The sequence below is a fragment of the Sulfurospirillum sp. MES genome, from assembly GCF_000789415.1.
Lineage (GTDB): Bacteria > Campylobacterota > Campylobacteria > Campylobacterales > Sulfurospirillaceae > Sulfurospirillum > Sulfurospirillum cavolei.
In genome coordinates, this window is sequence record NZ_JSEC01000004.1 from 44,327 (window position 1) to 59,184 (window position 14,858).

The following is a 14,858-nucleotide window of genomic DNA, read 5'->3' on the forward strand; positions in this document are numbered from 1 at the left end:
ATCTCTTTATCCTTTTTTTTAATGTTGGGAACAAGCGCTCGGGCTTCCGTTGATACCCATCGTCGGTTGGATCGCTTCGTTGCTTGCGCCGCCCTCTTCGTTGACTTTCTCAATGCATTCCCATAGTTTTCGAGCAGACGCTTGGTAGCGTTTCGCCGTTTCACTCTCGGGATGGAAAAACGTGACCGGTTTTCCGGCATCGCCGCCTTCACGAACGGCAGGCTCGATAGGAATCTCCCCGATAACGATCGTCTCGAATTTTTCCGCCAACGGCTTGGTCGTACCTTTACCGAAAATATCGTACTCTTTATGTGTCTCGGGACAGATAAAACCGCTCATATTTTCCATAATACCTGCAATCGGAATGTGCAATTTTTGGAACATGTCAAGGCTTCTCTCGGTATCGTCGAGTGCGACTTGTTGCGGCGTAGTAACGCAAATACCCGCCGTCACCGGAACGCTTTGAGCCAAGGTAAGTTGTGCATCGCCGGTTCCCGGAGGCATATCGATAAACAAAACGTCCAAATCGCTCCATAAAATATCGCGTAAGAGCTGCTCAATCGCTTTCATAATCATCGCTCCGCGCCAAATCAACGACTGACCGCTTTCCATTAAAGAGCCCATACTCATCATCTCTACGCCGTACGCAACGATAGGCTTGACTTTTTGACCGACGATTTCGGGATGTTGATCGACCGCTCCCATCATACGAGGCACGTTTGGACCGTAAATATCGGCATCTAAAAGTCCGACTTTTTTGCCTTGGCTTGCCATAGCAATCGCCAAGTTCACGGTCGTCGTCGTTTTACCGACACCGCCTTTCCCCGAACTAACCATCACGAAATTTTTAATGTGCGGAGCCATATTTTTACCCGATTGCGAATTGCTTTTTTCAACCGGAGGTTTGGGCTGTTTAACGACAACGTCGACACGTGCCGCGCCGAGTGCATCAATTTCTTTTTCAATATTGGCTTTTAATTCGTCACCTACTTCTTTACTAGAGGAGACGATATCGACTTCAACATAAACATTATTCTCTGAAACTTCGACGCTTTTGACAAAACCGAATGTCACGATATCCTTTTCAAATCCGGGATATTTTACGCCACCTAATGCCTTTAATACCACATCTTTATTCAACATTATTCAACCTTTGAGGTAAGTGATGATGGAATTTAACACAAAAAAGATAAAAAAAAGCTTTCAAAATGTATAATATCGTAACACTTCAGAAAAAAGGACAAAGTTTGCCCGATTTAACGCTTATAATGTTGGGAGCGGGAAGTTCCTCACGTTTTAATCGGCGTGTTAAGAAGCAGTGGCTACGCATAGGCGACCTGCCTTTATGGCTTTTTGCCACACAAAACCTTCAACAACATCTCCCTTTTGCCCGCACGATCGTAACGACAAGCCCCGATGAACGTTTTTATGCCGAAAAATTTAGCGACGCTATCTGTTTTATTGAGGGCGGAGAGACAAGGCAAGCCTCTTTGAAAAACGCACTCTTACATGTCAATACGCCCTACGTCTTGGTTAGCGACATCGCACGAGCCTGCATCGATCAAGCGCTTTTGATGCGCCTTTTGGACGCCAAAGAGAGTGCCGATATCGTCGTACCGTACCTTAATGTCGTCGATACGGTCGTATACGAACACCAAACCATCGAGCGTGAAGACGTCAAACTGATCCAAACGCCGCAACTCTCAAAAACGGAGGTTTTGCGAAAAGCGTTGGAAACGCCGATTGCCTATACCGACGATAGCAGTGCAATCAAAGCGATCGGCGGAAGCGTCGCTTACGTCTTAGGCAACGCGAATGCCAAAAAGCTGACATGTCAAGAAGATTTAGCCTCTTTAGCGTGCTTGATGCCCCCCTCTTCGGATCACTTTACGGGTTACGGCTTCGACGTCCATGCGTATGAAGAAGGCAAAGTGATGATGCTCGGCGGCGTTGAAGTGCACCCCGACATCGGCTTTAAAGCACATTCCGACGGCGATGTGGCAATTCACGCTTTAATCGACGCGCTTTTAGGTGCAGCGGGAGCCGGCGACATCGGCGAACTCTTTCCCGATAACGATCTACGGTACAAAAATATCGATTCGAAAATACTCTTACGCGAAGTATGCTCCTTTTTAGCCAAAGTCGGTTTTACGATCACTCATTGCGATCTTACGGTAATGGCGGAATTTCCAAGGCTGAGCGGTTTTAAAGATCCCATACGCTTTTGCCTTGCCGACATTTTAGGCATTGCGCCCGTTCACGTCAACGTCAAAGCGACGACAACGGAAAAATTGGGATTCGTGGGCAGAAAAGAAGGTGTTGCGGTCAGTGCAACGGCTACGTTAAAATACTATGATTGGAAGAATAGATGAAGATTTTAATCGTTGAAAATGAGATTTACCTCGCTCAAAGTATCGCCTCTAAGTTAATGGAAATCGGGCATATCTGTGAAATCGCTACCAGCATTAAAGATGCGCTCAAAGATGAAAAGTACGACGCAATTTTACTCTCTACGAATATTTCGGGACAAAATTTTTACCCCGTTATCGAAAAGCACCGTGCGTCCATTATTATTTTAATGATCTCCTACATCAGCAACGACACCGTTACCAACCCGATCAAAGCCGGTGCATGCGACTATATCCAAAAACCTTTTATGATCGAAGAGTTGATTCGCAAACTTCAACATCTCAACCAATTTAAAAGCCTCAAAAAAGAGAACGAAACCTACAAGGAGTATGTTAAGAACCTCTTTAGTAGCGCGCATTTAGACCCTTTGGATAAAAAAACGAAATTTCCGATCTTGATTAAAACGAACTTTCAAAAACATGCCGACACCCTTGTCTTTAACTACGCCAATTCCCAAAACGAAACGTTTAGTTTTATTTCGTTGATGCACCCTAACGCCTTTGAAAAGATTACCCGCGCCGATAGTGAGGAGTTACTCTACATCGTCGATCTTCAGAACCTCAAAAAGAGCGAAAAACTCAAAATCTACGCTATGATCGAAGGCAAACGTGCTATTATATGCAGTACCGACCCGAACGAAGAGAGCGACTTGAATACGATCGAAATCACCAGCGACAGTAAAATCTTGGATCAAGGCGATATTTTATGTATCGACGATTACGTGAAATACGTGATTTGTAATTTTCAACATAAATTCCCCGATACCGAGCTCTCGAAAAAATTAGGCATATCACGTAAAAGTTTATGGGAAAAAAGGAAGAAGTATGGAATCAACAAGAAAAAATAATCGGCAACTCTTCTTAGACAAAGAGTTTATCGCCACCCTAGCCCTCGCTAAAGAAGGCATCTTGCATCCCGTAGACAAGCTGATGAATAAAGCCGAATACGAAGAGGTCGCTCAAAGCGGCTATTACAAAGGAAAACCCTTCCCCTTTCCGTTTATCATCGCACCCGCCGGAGAAAAAAACCGAGAAATTCTCACTACCGCGTACAAAGGCGAACCGCTTGATTTTATCGTCGACGGAAAGATCAAAGGAACGATCATCGTCGATGAAGTCTTTGAAGTCGATAAAAAACGACGCATCGAACAAATTTTCGGAACGTACGACGTTTCCAATCCCGAAACGCTGACCTTTTTAAAACGTCTCGGAGACGTTGCCGTTTGCGGAGAATACGAACTCGTTTTCGACGATATTAAAAACGTTAAAGCCAAAATTGCCGATGCCAAAGAACAACTCGGTGCCAAAAACGTCTCGGCGATCATGATCAACGCCAATCCTTTTCACAGAGCGCATGAACGCGTGATGCGTATTACGTTGGAAAAATGCGATATGCTCGTGATTTTTCTGCTCAAACCTTACAAACAAGACATTCTCTCCTACGATTTACGCTTTAAAGCGTTGCAGTATTTTGTCGACAACTATTTGCCGAAAAATCGCGTCGTGATCGTCCCGTTTGAGAATACCTACCTTTTTTCAAGCTATAAAAATGCCGTCTTAGATGCTATTTGCGCTTCGAATTTCGGGTGTAACAAACTGATCTTAGGGCAAAATCACAGCGGTATCGGCGCGTACTACGACAAAAACGAAATGCGATCTATTTTAAATCACTACAAAGATTTAGAGATCGACGTCGAGATTATTACCGAATTTGTTTACTGTAACGAATGCAAAACGCTGGTGAGCACCAATACGTGTCCTCACGGCGCGCATCACCACATCAAGTACCATGCCGAATCGCTTTTGGAAATTCTCAAAGCCGGTATGCTACCTCCCGCGATTTTTATGCGCAAGGATATTTCGGCACTCATTTTAAGCGAACTCTTTAAAAAGCGTTTCGAGAATATCGGTAAAATTTACGATGCGATTTTCCCGAACAGCGGATTGTTGGAAAACCATGACGAACGCGAATTTTACCTTGAGCTGATGCGCTTGCACCAAACCACTTCACTGACTTAGGATTTTCATGCCCAATAGCTTTTTAACCTTTTTTTACAGCGGACTCTCCCCCAAAGCACCCGGAACGGCGGGGAGTTTGCTTGCCACCGTTTTAGGCGTCGTCCTGATACGCTATATTTCGATGGAAACGTTGGTATTGCTGACGATTTTAGTGACGATGATCGCTTTTAAACAGATTAACGCGTACGAAGAACAAAGCGGCAATCACGACGATTCCCGCATCGTCATCGACGAAGTCGTCGGCGTGTGGATCGCATTGATCCTCAGTTCGCAAACCCTGATTCAAATCGTTTTAAGTTTTCTCTTTTTTAGGCTCTACGACATTTGGAAACCCTCTTTAATCGGACGCATCGATCGCAACGTTAAAGGCGCGCTCGGCGTGATGGGAGACGACATGTTAGCGGGTGTACTTGCGGGTATCAGCAGTGCCGCACTCTACCAACTTGTAACGCCTTTAATCTAAAAAATTACTTTTCCCCCGTAGCAGAGCCGTAAGGAAGGTGCGATTATACTATAGACGTCATTACTTTACTCGAAAGGATCGTCTATGAGGCATATCGTACTTTTTTTAAGTGCTACGGCGCTTTTCTTCTCGTTTGCGCATGCAAAAGAATTCGTCATCGACAATACGCACTCCAATATCGGATTTAGCATCAAACATATGATGATATCCAACGTCAAAGGTTCGTTTGAAAACTACTCCGCCGATATCGACTACGACGTCGATAAGAAGGTTTTTACCAAACTCAACGCCAAGATCAACGCCTCTTCGATCGATACGGGCATTACCAAACGCGACGATCACTTGCGAAGTGCGGATTTTTTCAACGTCGACCAGTTTAAAACGATCGATTTTACGATGAGCGGCTATAAAGACGGAAAAGTCTACGGCAAGCTTTCGATGCACGGCGTTACGAAAGAAGTCGTCTTAAATGCAACCGTTCACGGAGTCGTTAAAGACTTTCAAGGACATCAACGCATCGGTTTTAGCTTGGAAGGGCAAATCAACCGCAAAGATTTCGGATTGAATTGGAATAAACTCTTAGAAGGCGGCGGCTTAACGGTCGACGAGATCGTCAAAATCGCGATAGAAGTCGAAGCGATCGAATTATAAAAGTTTAAATCCTTCCGTTTCAAACACTCCTGCGAAGCTTACAAAAGCCTCTTTTTGAGCTTCGCTGAGCGTCATCTTCCAATAAGCCCCTTGCGTATCGAACGTGCGTTGAAATAGAAGCATTTGCGTGCTACAGTAATGTTCAAAACGCGCGAGAAGCGCAAAAGGCGTAAAAAATTCTACCGCGGTTTGAAACTCGAACGTCACAAGCGTCGAAGCAGCGATCGCCTCTTTGGCGGCATTGCCGTACGCACGCACCAAACCGCCCGTTCCCAGTTTGATACCTCCGAAATAACGAACGATCAAAATGCCCGCATTGACGATTTCAAAACCTCGCATCACGCTTAAAATCGGAGGTCCCGACGTTCCTTTCGGTTCGCCGTCGTCACTGTTGTTTTCAACGATTTGACGGTATTCGTTAAAAACCCTTTTAGCCCAAACGATGTGCGCGGCTTTGGGATGTTCGTTTTTTAATCTGACATGTAAAGCCTCAAACGCTTCTATCGGGCACAAAAACGCTATAAACGTCGACTTTTTTTCTTCCGACGAAGCATGGTAAACGGCTTGCACCGTCTGCATCAGCACTTCTCGATAATCACGCGAATATCGGCGGGTTTGGCATGATAGGGCGAAGATGTCACGATACAATCGGCTCCCGCTTGAGCGTATTCGCCGATATTTTTCTCGTTCACGCCGCCCGTTGCGGAAAAGAAGACGGAAGGAACTTCGCGGCGTACCGACGCGACGCATGCGCTAAACTCTTCGGGCGTCATTTTTTCACACTGCAAAATATCCGCGCCTAAACGCGCAAAATAGAGTGCTTCGTCTGCATTTTCGACCTCGACGACGATTTTCTTTTCCAAAAATTGTTGTTTCATTTTACGAAATTGTGCTTCAAACGATGCCTTGTCGTCGAAAAAAACACGATGCTGTTTAAAAACCAAAATAGAGTCGTACAATCCCAAACGATGATGTGCTCCGCCGCCGGCGTATACGGCTTGAAGGGCTAATTCTTTGGTACGGGGAAAAATTTTACGCGTGGTCAAAAGTTCGATATGCGGATTGTAAAGGCGTGCTTGCGTGAGCATCTCGGATGTTTTCGTCGCAATCCCGCACAAATATTCTAAAATATTCTGACACACTTTCCAAACCTGATGAACTTGTGCCGCACTTCCGTAAGCTTCTAAAATGAGTGTATTCGCTTCCACAAAATCGCCGCTTTTACAAAAGCGTTTGACGCTCAGATGCATCTCTTTGCACATCGTCTCGACGATTTCCGCACCGCATAAAACGACCGGACGTTTCGGTGCAAAGGTAATTTTTGCATCCAAATCTCCGATGCCTAGACCTACGGTCGTTACATCCATCAAGCCGATATCTTCTCGAATCATATCCATCATAACGTATAACCTTTGTCTATTAAAATCATTTTTTTATTTTAACGAAAGTTTCTATTGCCTAACTTTAATCCATTGCTTCCATTATCCCTAAAAAGACTTTGTTTCGATGGGTTAAAGCACTTTATCGCGGCGTTCTAAAAAATGCAATGCCGCAAATACCGCTAAAGAGACGACGATCAAAATCGAACACAAGCTTAAAGCAAGCGGGTAATCTCCGTCGAAAACGGCATTGTAGATCGCAAGCGAGATCGTATCGGTTTTACCGACGATATTACCTCCCAACATCAGCGTAATGCCGACTTCGCCAAGGGCGCGGGCAAGAGCGATCAACAGTGCGGCAATCAGGCTTTTACGAATGGAGGGTAAGACGATAAAACATAAGGTGTAAAGGGGCGATTTTCCGCTCATGTACGCGGCTTCTTTGATCGCCTTGGGGAAGAGTTCTATCGCCGATTGTAGCGGTTTAACCATCAAAGGAAGTGCTGCAACAAATCCCGCTAATACGAGCCCTTTAAAATCAAAAATAAAACGAATGCCTATTTGGTTCAAATACGTGCCGATCCAGCCGTATTTTCCCAGTAAAAGTAAAAGCAAAAAACCGATCGCGATCGGCGGAAAAATCAAGGGCAAGGTCACGAGTGTTTCTAAAAACCATTTGTATTTGAGTTCTTCTTTCGAGAGCAAATATGCTAAAGGAATGCCTAAAACCACTAAAAGCAGTCCGACACATCCCAATGTTTTGAGGCTTAGCACCAAAGGGTGCCAAACCTGCATCCACTCAAAGCCCATATTTTTCGAATACGGCTTTGGCTTCGGGCGTTTTCAAAAACGCTTTAAACTGACGACATGTAGCATCGCTTTCACAGGCTTTCAAACTACCGGCGACGATCTCGATTTTACCGTAGTAGTGTTCCGGAATTTTGACGTAACCGCCGATTTTATCAAAACTATCCAGCGCGGCGGTTAGGTTCATAATGCCCGCATCCACTTCGTGCGAACCGACATACGCGCTCACTTGCGGAACGGTTGCGACGACGATGAGTTTGTCTTTGACTTTGTCCGTCAATTTTGCATTCTCTAAAAACTCGATACCCGCATCGCCGTAAATCGCTTTTTTCGCTTCGGGCATTCCTACGCTCTTAATCGAAGCATCGGCAATGTCCTCTGCTTTTTCAAGATGCACTCCCTTAGCGTATGCGATGACCGCTTTGCCTTCTCCGATCGTTTGATACTCGACGAACGCTAACTCTTTTTGCTTTTCCAAAAACTTTTTATCGGCAATCACGACGGCAATATCCATCTGTTTGGCTTGGGCAAAAATTTGCGCCATATTGCCGTAAATCGCTTCGACTTTCGGATATTTCGCTTCGTAGAGTTTGAGGACTTCTTGGACGGGTTTTTTATACCCTGCACCCGCGGCGATTTTTAGCGCATCGGCATACGAACAAACCGACAATAATGCGCTTGCGAGCAAGCCAACGTACCATCTCTTCATCTTAGAGCTCCTTATTTCTTATGTAAAATCGGTGCAAATGCTTTCGTACCGATATTGACGATATCTCCCGCACGCAAATTTTGCGCCTCGCCCTCGTCCAATACGACTTCGACGATTTGTTGACCGATCGCAACGATCGCGACATAAATCACGTCGACTTTCACAATGTCTAAAAGCTCGCCCTCAAACGAAAATTTTTGACTGCCTTGCGTACGCAGCAACACGCTTTTAGCATCGCCGTCTTGAACGATTTTTCCTTGAGAGAGAACGACGACGCGAGAGCTAAGCTTATACATCTCGCTTGGATCGTGACTGACCATGATCGTCGTCGTTTCAAACGCTTTGTGTAAACTGAGTATTTCATGCTGAAGCTTGGTTCGCATCGAAGGATCGAGTGCCGAGAGCGGTTCGTCCATCAATAAAAGCTTCGGTCGGTTCATCATCGCGCGACACAAACTCACGCGCTGTTTTTGTCCGCCCGAAAGCGTTGCCGGTTTTCGATGCGCCAGTTCGCTTAGCTCTGTCATTTCAAGAAGTTGCTCTGCTAAAGCTTTGTCTTTTTTAACGAAAAGCAGGTTTTCCAAAACACTCATATTCGGGAAAAGCGCATAGTCTTGAAAAACAAAACCGATCCCGCGTTTTTGCGGCGCACGGTAAACGTTTTGATCGAGCCAAACCTCCCCGTCGACGCAAATACGACCTTTGGCTTTTTCCAATCCCGCGATAATACGAAGCAATGTCGTTTTACCGCTACCGCTTTGACCCGACAAAGCGACAAAGCTTTGCCGATCAATACGAAGGTCGATGCAAAGATCCATCTTTCCTAAAGAGCCTAAAAGCTCTTTTTCGATGCTGATTTCGATCATGATAGACCACCGAAATGGCTGTTCTGTTTACGGTTAAACATATACACCGATAACAAAACACAAAAACTAATGAATACCATTATGCCGCTATAGATATGCGCACCTTGGTAATCCATAATCTCAACCATCTCGTAAATGGCAACCGATGCGACTTTGGTTTCACTCGGAATACTCCCGCCCACCATTAACACAACGCCGAATTCGCCGACCGTATGAGCAAACGTAATGACGACGGCGGTAAGCATAGAGGGTTTAATATTGGGCAGCGCGACGCGAAAAAGCGTAGAGAGATTGCTTTTACCGGCAATATAAGAAGCTTCGAGCATATTTTTCGGTAGAGCTTCAAAGCCGCTTTGTAAAGGTTGTACCATAAAAGGGAGAGAATAAAAACAACTTGCTACAACCAAACCCGTAAAATTAAAAACTAATTTTATACCGAACACGTCTCTAAAAAATTGACCGATAGGAGAGTGAAACGAAAGAGTGAACAGAATATAAAAACCTAAAACAGAAGGAGGCAAAACAATAGGCAGAGCGGTTATTGCTTCAAAAATAGGCTTATAACGTGACCGAGTCTGCGATAATTTCCATGCTAAAAACAATGAAATAATCAAGAGGATAACCGTTGTGATGCTCGCAAGCTTGAATGAAATGAAAAATGGGGTCAATTCCAATGCCGTTATTTTTTCAAACATCGAGAACCTCCGTGATAAAGACTTCGCTCGCCTTCATCAATAAGACGACTTCATCGCCCACCTGTAAACGCATGCGTTTGCACGATGCCATCGTCATGAGGCTTTGCATCACAGACGAACCGACATGTAGCTCGACGTTACACAAAAGCGTTCCTTCTTCGATACGATGAACCGTTGCGTGAATTTGATTGGAGTAGCTCAATTCTCCCGAAAGATTTTTGGCGATAGCAACGTGGGAAGGTTTGACGCCTAAGATAACGTTCGAACCTACATGTACGTTTTTAGGCAGCTCCAATCCCATCATTTTGAGGGAGTAATTTTCCCCCTCAAAATGCACGATATGAAGATTTTGTGCTTCTTCGATTCGACTGATACGTGCCGGTAGCTTATTCATTCACCAAATATCCGTAGCTTTTGAAGATTTTTTTGGCGGGAACACTCAAAATAAAATCGTAAAACGCTTTGGCTTCCGCGTTATGCTCGGCTTGTTTCAAGACGACGATACCTTGTGCAATCGGCGTATAGAGTTTTGCATCGACCATCACCCACTCTTTGCCCTCTTTATAATTTTTCATTTTATCGCTGTAAAATGCCGATGCATTGACAAATCCTACGTCAGCCGCGGTTAGCGCAAACTGTAAAGCCTGTCCGATGCTGTCGCCGTAAACCAATTTGGGCTCGGTTTTTTCAAATACTTTGGCAGTTTTAAACGCTTCGACGCTCGCCGTTCCGTACGGTGCGGTCGTTGGATTGGCAATAGCGACCTTTTCGACTTTCGGATCGTTTAAAACCGCCATTCCTCGGCTCAGATCCAACCCTTTCGTACTCACCATCGCTAAAGCACCGCTAGCGTACACGACCGGTTTGGTGATCGCAAAGTGTTCCGCATAAAGGTTTTCGGGGAATTTCATATCCGCGCTTAAAAAAAGATCGAACGGCGCGCCGCTTTTAATTTGCGTCGTAAATTTTCCGCTTGCCCCTAAAATCGTATTGACCTTGGTATTGGGGTTGGTTTTGGCAAACTCCGTTTTTAAAACCTCAATCGCATCGCTCAGATTTGCCGCAACGGCAACGCTGATTTCTCCCGCAAGAAGGGAGACGGAAAGAAGAACGCTTGAAAGAAAAAACTTTAACATGTAAACTCCTTAGAATAATTTTATTTTCCGATTAAGATACTGCTGGATTTAATGATGGCGCATACCCGTGAGCCGACGCAAAGAGCAAGGCTTTTCACCGACTCGGTCGTGATGGTAGCGACGATCACGTCGTTTTGCCCGATGTCGACGCTCACTTGGGCATTGACTTCGCCGAGTTTGACGTCGGTGACCATGCCTAAAAGTTTATTGCGCGCACTGGTCGCAAGTTCGATTTGATTCGAAATCAATACCGAAGAGGCTTTGATAATACCGACAACCTCGTCGCCGATAGTTAACCCCATCTCTTCCACCGCGCTATGCGTAATGTTCGAGACTAAAATCACGCCGCTTTTAAGAACGATGCTAACTTCCGCATTCACTTTTGCCAGCTTAATGTCGCCTATTTTTCCCATTAACTGATTTCGTGCACTGATTTGCATGGCTATCCTTTGTATGTGTTTAAGAAAACCTTTTTCAAAATTACCCACATCAGAAAGCCGATTTAAAAACCTCTCATACTCTTTTTTTAAAACGGCGTAGTTGGCAACGACCTCTTGCCCGAAAGAAGTCAGCGTCGTTCCGCCGCCGCCGCTTCCTCCCGTTACGCGTACGACCAAAGGATGATCCGAGAGGTTGTTCATCGTGTCGACGGCTTCCCAAGCCGCTTTGTAACTAAGGCCGACGCTTTTGGCGGCACTGCTGATCGATCCCGTCGTTGCGATCGCCTCTAAAAGCCGAATCCGCTTTTCAAGGAGTGCCGGTTTATCAAAGCTTAAAAGTCCCGTACCGAAGTTTTCCATAACGTCCTCTATCCTTATGTAGTTGTAGTATATAACGATGGATCGAAATAACCTTAAAACGGTTAAACATCGATGCATTATAACGTTATTACCTTAAAAGATATAACGACTTTATGATGAATTTTTACTCACCAAAACGCTTTAACGATCGTGAAGACGCCTCAATGCTTTTCTAAAACGACGTAATTTGAGCAAAACGGCTATTTTAGCCGTTTCAAAAAGATAGACTTAAGGTTTTTTGATTAAAATGAAAAAAATTTTTTTTGAAAAGAGTCCCATGATCCGACCGTTATTGACGCTTTTTTGCGGAACAACCCTTTTAGTCACCGGTTTGAGTGCAGCCTATTTAGATAAAGAAACAGCCGACCGTATTAAAAAAAATACCGATGCGATTATTGCAAAAGATTTGAACAATAAACAACTTATTTTTGCCAAAGACGAACAAAAAATCAACCAACCCGCAAGTTTGACGAAAATCATGACGGCGATGTTGGCGATCGAAAGCGGACGCATGAACGACGTCGTGACGATTACGCGGGAGATGATTCAAGTCGAACCCACCAAAGCCAACTTACGCGTCGGCGAAAAATTTTATTTACGAGACCTCGTCAAAGCGGCGATGGTTATGTCCGCTAACGATGCGGCAATGTCGATCGGCGTCTATTTAGGCGACGGCGACGTGGACAATTTTGTCAAACAAATGAACCAAAAAGCCAAAAAAATCGGTATGAAAAATACCAATTTTACCAATCCGTGCGGTTTTGACATCGGCAACCACTACTCGACCGCCCAAGATTTATTGGCACTCAGCGAATACGCGATCAAAAACAGCCAGTTCAACGATATGGCAAAACTCAAACGCCATGATTTTAGGGCACTCAATACCAAACGCAGTTATGCGGCATACACGCACAATAAATTGCTCAACAACTACAAATATGCGGTCGGAATCAAAACGGGATACACGCAAAAAGCAGGACCGTGCCTCATCGCACGCGCCAAAAAAGATAACAAAGATATTTTGGTCGTCATGCTCAATTCCGAACACCGTTGGAACGATATTAAAACCATTTTCGAAGACGTGCTCCCCGATATTACCGAAGATAAACCCGTTGCGAAAAAAGCGGTCGTAACGCCGAAGAAGGCGACGAAGAAGGCGTCTTCGGCAAAAAAAAAGGCTCAAAAGCTCGCTTAGCCGAGCTTTTTAAAGCCAAATAAGTCGAGAGCTTAACGGCTCAAATCTTTTGCTCTTTCGTACGCGGCATCCATTGCTTTGATGAAACTGTCGCGCACTTTGCCCTCTTCCAATTTCATATATCCGGCAACCGTCGTGCCCGCCGGCGACATGACTTTATCTTTCAACAGTGCGGGATGTTCACTTTTTAAAAGTTCGCCGATTCCCTCAAACAATGCCGCGATCATCGGAAACGTCAATTCCCGCTTGAGTCCCAAATTGACCGCGCCGTCGCTTAACGCTTCGGCAACCAAAGCAATCCAAGCCGGCGCACATCCTCCAAGCCCCATCGCTATATCAAGCTCTTTTTCGCTTCCAAGCCAAAAGCAGCTGCCGATCGTCTCCAAGACTTCCAAAGCGACAGGCTTTAACGCTTCGTCGCCGCATAAAGAGGTGACGGATTTACGCACCGATGCCGCCATATTAGGCATAGCGCGTACGTAATGTCGAGCTTGAATTCCCTCTTTAAGTTGCGCTAAGCTTACACCCGCCATAATCGAGATAACGCCTTGTGCGACGCCTTGCGTTCGTAAAGCGGGAAACGACTGGGGTTTGATCGCCAAAATAACGACATAGTCCTCTAGCGAAGGCGTTTCGTTCACGATCGTTACGTTCGGAAACATCTCTTTTAAAACGTGCGCGCGTTTTTCGTTTTGTTCTACGACCGTAATATCTTTGACATGTAAGCTTTGAAGCATCGCTCCGCCCATATTTCCGGCACCGATTAACAGTAATTTCATACCCTATCCTCGTTTTTAAAAAAATTATAACGCAAATTTCGTTAAGTCCGCTTTTGAGTCTGCCGTAACCCTTGTGAAACCAAAAAACGTTATACTATGTTTACTTTATGCAAGGATCGTACAATGGCTCAAACGCTGCCGCTTGTTTCAATTTATCTTCCCAAGCCTTACCGCAAAGACGAAATTGAAACGCGTTTGGCCTGTTCGATGAAAAAAGGAATCGAACAGGCGTTTTACACCGAATATAAAGAGACCTATCTTGTGTACACGCGCTTTAACGTCATTACGTTTATCAACTGGGACAAAGATTCGATTGTCAAAGCTTTGGAAAAGCTCGGTGTCGAAAATGCACAAGCGTTTGAGCGGCACTATCTTTATCAAGATTACCCTATCGAAATTGATGCCTCGCTCTCTAGCGCATGCAACGTTTATAACGAACGCATCGTCTTAAAAGAACCCTTAACACTTTATCTCGTTATTATCGCATTGATCGTTTCGCAAAGCGTCGGACTCGAAAAATACGAACAAGATTTGAGCCTTCATTTTGAAGAGAGTCAACGTTTATTGGATTTAACGCAGCACTATTCGCTCTTTCGCCGTTCCAAAATCATCGTTTTCGCACGCACCTTAAGTGCCATCCAACACGCAATGGTGAGCGACCTGTTTTTACTCGACAAACCCAACATTTTATGGGACAACGCGGAAGCCGAAAAACTTTACAACCGCCTGTCGTCGATTTTGGAACTGAAAGATCGCTTTGAAATCGTCGAACACAAACTCTCGCATCTCAAAGACGATATTTCCATGTCACTCGATCTGATTAACCATAGGCATAGCGAAGTTTTAGAGTGGATTATTATCGTACTGATCGGTTTTGAAATCGTTATGGGCCTGATTGAATTCTTCAAAGCCTGATAGACGACTTTTGTTCTTTGCAAACAAGCAAGTCGC

Annotated in this window: 18 protein-coding genes; 7 read left to right on the forward strand and 11 right to left on the reverse strand. The window is 44.8% G+C overall.

Annotated features, from left to right (window positions below):
- Positions 1-18 precede the first annotated feature (18 nt).
- Positions 19-1,143 (reverse strand): Mrp/NBP35 family ATP-binding protein, encoded by a 1,125-nt coding sequence (locus OA34_RS07810; protein ID WP_039674119.1) that lies wholly within the window; start codon positions 1,141-1,143, stop codon positions 19-21.
- Between the two features lie 104 nt (positions 1,144-1,247).
- On the opposite strand from OA34_RS07810, the gene OA34_RS07815 reads away from it, so the two are divergent.
- The 5 genes from OA34_RS07815 to OA34_RS07835 all read left to right on the forward strand — a co-directional run bounded on the left by OA34_RS07815 (position 1,248) and on the right by OA34_RS07835 (position 5,541).
- Positions 1,248-2,372: a bifunctional 2-C-methyl-D-erythritol 4-phosphate cytidylyltransferase/2-C-methyl-D-erythritol 2,4-cyclodiphosphate synthase gene (locus OA34_RS07815; protein WP_039674303.1), complete on the forward strand. Its 1,125-nt coding sequence runs from the start codon at positions 1,248-1,250 to the stop codon at positions 2,370-2,372.
- Entirely contained in the window at positions 2,369-3,256 is an 888-nt protein-coding gene (locus OA34_RS07820; RefSeq protein WP_039674121.1) for a response regulator, read from the forward strand. The genes OA34_RS07815 and OA34_RS07820 overlap by 4 nt, the downstream gene beginning before the upstream one ends.
- Entirely contained in the window at positions 3,234-4,427 is a 1,194-nt protein-coding gene (locus OA34_RS07825; RefSeq protein WP_039674123.1) for a sulfate adenylyltransferase, read from the forward strand. Before OA34_RS07820 ends, OA34_RS07825 begins: the two co-directional genes overlap by 23 nt.
- 7 nt (positions 4,428-4,434) lie before the next feature.
- Positions 4,435-4,890, forward strand: a complete 456-nt coding sequence (locus OA34_RS07830) for a phosphatidylglycerophosphatase A family protein (protein WP_039674125.1) — start codon at positions 4,435-4,437, stop codon at positions 4,888-4,890.
- Between the two features lie 84 nt (positions 4,891-4,974).
- On the forward strand, positions 4,975-5,541 hold the full coding sequence (locus OA34_RS07835) for a YceI family protein (protein WP_039674127.1): 567 nt from the start codon (positions 4,975-4,977) through the stop codon (positions 5,539-5,541).
- Here the strand turns inward: OA34_RS07835 and OA34_RS07840 are convergent.
- The 9 genes from OA34_RS07840 to OA34_RS07880 all read right to left on the reverse strand — a co-directional run bounded on the left by OA34_RS07840 (position 5,536) and on the right by OA34_RS07880 (position 11,933).
- The gene (locus OA34_RS07840) at positions 5,536-6,120 is read right to left on the reverse strand and encodes an IMPACT family protein (RefSeq protein ID WP_039674129.1); all 585 of its coding nucleotides are present in this window, start codon (positions 6,118-6,120) and stop codon (positions 5,536-5,538) included. The genes OA34_RS07835 and OA34_RS07840 overlap by 6 nt on opposite strands.
- Positions 6,120-6,941, reverse strand: a complete 822-nt coding sequence (gene modD, locus OA34_RS07845) for a ModD protein (RefSeq protein WP_039674131.1) — start codon at positions 6,939-6,941, stop codon at positions 6,120-6,122. Before modD ends, OA34_RS07840 begins: the two co-directional genes overlap by 1 nt.
- Before the next feature lie 111 nt (positions 6,942-7,052).
- The gene (modB, locus tag OA34_RS07850) at positions 7,053-7,730 is read right to left on the reverse strand and encodes a molybdate ABC transporter permease subunit (protein ID WP_286682921.1); all 678 of its coding nucleotides are present in this window, start codon (positions 7,728-7,730) and stop codon (positions 7,053-7,055) included.
- Positions 7,720-8,436: a molybdate ABC transporter substrate-binding protein gene (gene modA / locus OA34_RS07855; protein ID WP_039674134.1), complete on the reverse strand. Its 717-nt coding sequence runs from the start codon at positions 8,434-8,436 to the stop codon at positions 7,720-7,722. Before modA (OA34_RS07855) ends, modB (OA34_RS07850) begins: the two co-directional genes overlap by 11 nt.
- A gap of 11 nt (positions 8,437-8,447) precedes the next feature.
- Positions 8,448-9,302 carry an ABC transporter ATP-binding protein gene (locus OA34_RS07860; protein ID WP_039674136.1) on the reverse strand — a complete coding sequence of 285 codons (855 nt, stop codon included), beginning with the start codon at positions 9,300-9,302 and terminating at the stop codon, positions 8,448-8,450.
- The gene (gene modB, locus OA34_RS07865; protein ID WP_039674137.1) at positions 9,299-9,997 is read right to left on the reverse strand and encodes a molybdate ABC transporter permease subunit; all 699 of its coding nucleotides are present in this window, start codon (positions 9,995-9,997) and stop codon (positions 9,299-9,301) included. The genes OA34_RS07860 and modB (OA34_RS07865) overlap by 4 nt, the downstream gene beginning before the upstream one ends.
- Positions 9,990-10,391, reverse strand: a complete 402-nt coding sequence (locus tag OA34_RS07870) for a TOBE domain-containing protein (RefSeq protein ID WP_039674140.1) — start codon at positions 10,389-10,391, stop codon at positions 9,990-9,992. The genes modB (OA34_RS07865) and OA34_RS07870 overlap by 8 nt, the downstream gene beginning before the upstream one ends.
- Positions 10,384-11,133: a molybdate ABC transporter substrate-binding protein gene (gene modA, locus OA34_RS07875; RefSeq protein WP_039674142.1), complete on the reverse strand. Its 750-nt coding sequence runs from the start codon at positions 11,131-11,133 to the stop codon at positions 10,384-10,386. The genes OA34_RS07870 and modA (OA34_RS07875) overlap by 8 nt, the downstream gene beginning before the upstream one ends.
- 20 nt (positions 11,134-11,153) lie before the next feature.
- Positions 11,154-11,933, reverse strand: coding sequence for a TOBE domain-containing protein (locus tag OA34_RS07880; RefSeq protein ID WP_039674144.1), 780 nt, complete (start codon positions 11,931-11,933; stop codon positions 11,154-11,156).
- Positions 11,934-12,210: 277 nt separating this feature from the next.
- Between OA34_RS07880 and OA34_RS07885 the strand changes: the two genes are divergently transcribed.
- Positions 12,211-13,128: a D-alanyl-D-alanine carboxypeptidase family protein gene (locus tag OA34_RS07885; RefSeq protein WP_254377374.1), complete on the forward strand. Its 918-nt coding sequence runs from the start codon at positions 12,211-12,213 to the stop codon at positions 13,126-13,128.
- 32 nt (positions 13,129-13,160) lie between these two features.
- Here the strand turns inward: OA34_RS07885 and proC are convergent, their stop codons facing one another.
- Positions 13,161-13,907 carry a pyrroline-5-carboxylate reductase gene (gene proC, locus OA34_RS07890; protein WP_039674146.1) on the reverse strand — a complete coding sequence of 249 codons (747 nt, stop codon included), beginning with the start codon at positions 13,905-13,907 and terminating at the stop codon, positions 13,161-13,163.
- A 123-nt stretch (positions 13,908-14,030) separates the two neighbouring features.
- Between proC and OA34_RS07895 the strand changes: the two genes are divergently transcribed.
- On the forward strand, positions 14,031-14,822 hold the full coding sequence (locus OA34_RS07895; protein WP_039674148.1) for an RMD1 family protein: 792 nt from the start codon (positions 14,031-14,033) through the stop codon (positions 14,820-14,822).
- Positions 14,823-14,858 lie beyond the last annotated feature (36 nt).

Bases quoted from the DNA above. Each gene is read 5' to 3' on its own strand.
- OA34_RS07810 (WP_039674119.1), bottom strand. From the start codon at position 1,143: ATGTTGAATAAAGATGTGGTATTAAAGGCATTAGGTGGCGTAAAATAT.
- modB (WP_286682921.1), bottom strand. From the start codon at position 7,730: ATGGGCTTTGAGTGGATGCAGGTTTGGCACCCTTTGGTGCTAAGCCTC.
- OA34_RS07860 (WP_039674136.1), bottom strand. From the start codon at position 9,302: ATGATCGAAATCAGCATCGAAAAAGAGCTTTTAGGCTCTTTAGGAAAG.
- modA (WP_039674142.1), bottom strand. From the start codon at position 11,133: ATGTTAAAGTTTTTTCTTTCAAGCGTTCTTCTTTCCGTCTCCCTTCTT.
- OA34_RS07880 (WP_039674144.1), bottom strand. From the start codon at position 11,933: ATGGAAAACTTCGGTACGGGACTTTTAAGCTTTGATAAACCGGCACTC.
- OA34_RS07895 (WP_039674148.1), top strand. From the start codon at position 14,031: ATGGCTCAAACGCTGCCGCTTGTTTCAATTTATCTTCCCAAGCCTTAC.
- modA (WP_039674134.1), bottom strand. From the start codon at position 8,436: ATGAAGAGATGGTACGTTGGCTTGCTCGCAAGCGCATTATTGTCGGTT.
- OA34_RS07870 (WP_039674140.1), bottom strand. From the start codon at position 10,391: ATGAATAAGCTACCGGCACGTATCAGTCGAATCGAAGAAGCACAAAAT.
- OA34_RS07825 (WP_039674123.1), top strand. From the start codon at position 3,234: ATGGAATCAACAAGAAAAAATAATCGGCAACTCTTCTTAGACAAAGAG.
- modB (WP_039674137.1), bottom strand. From the start codon at position 9,997: ATGTTTGAAAAAATAACGGCATTGGAATTGACCCCATTTTTCATTTCA.
- OA34_RS07835 (WP_039674127.1), top strand. From the start codon at position 4,975: ATGAGGCATATCGTACTTTTTTTAAGTGCTACGGCGCTTTTCTTCTCG.
- OA34_RS07840 (WP_039674129.1), bottom strand. From the start codon at position 6,120: ATGCAGACGGTGCAAGCCGTTTACCATGCTTCGTCGGAAGAAAAAAAG.
- modD (WP_039674131.1), bottom strand. From the start codon at position 6,941: ATGATGGATATGATTCGAGAAGATATCGGCTTGATGGATGTAACGACC.
- proC (WP_039674146.1), bottom strand. From the start codon at position 13,907: ATGAAATTACTGTTAATCGGTGCCGGAAATATGGGCGGAGCGATGCTT.
- OA34_RS07830 (WP_039674125.1), top strand. From the start codon at position 4,435: ATGCCCAATAGCTTTTTAACCTTTTTTTACAGCGGACTCTCCCCCAAA.
- OA34_RS07820 (WP_039674121.1), top strand. From the start codon at position 2,369: ATGAAGATTTTAATCGTTGAAAATGAGATTTACCTCGCTCAAAGTATC.
- OA34_RS07885 (WP_254377374.1), top strand. From the start codon at position 12,211: ATGATCCGACCGTTATTGACGCTTTTTTGCGGAACAACCCTTTTAGTC.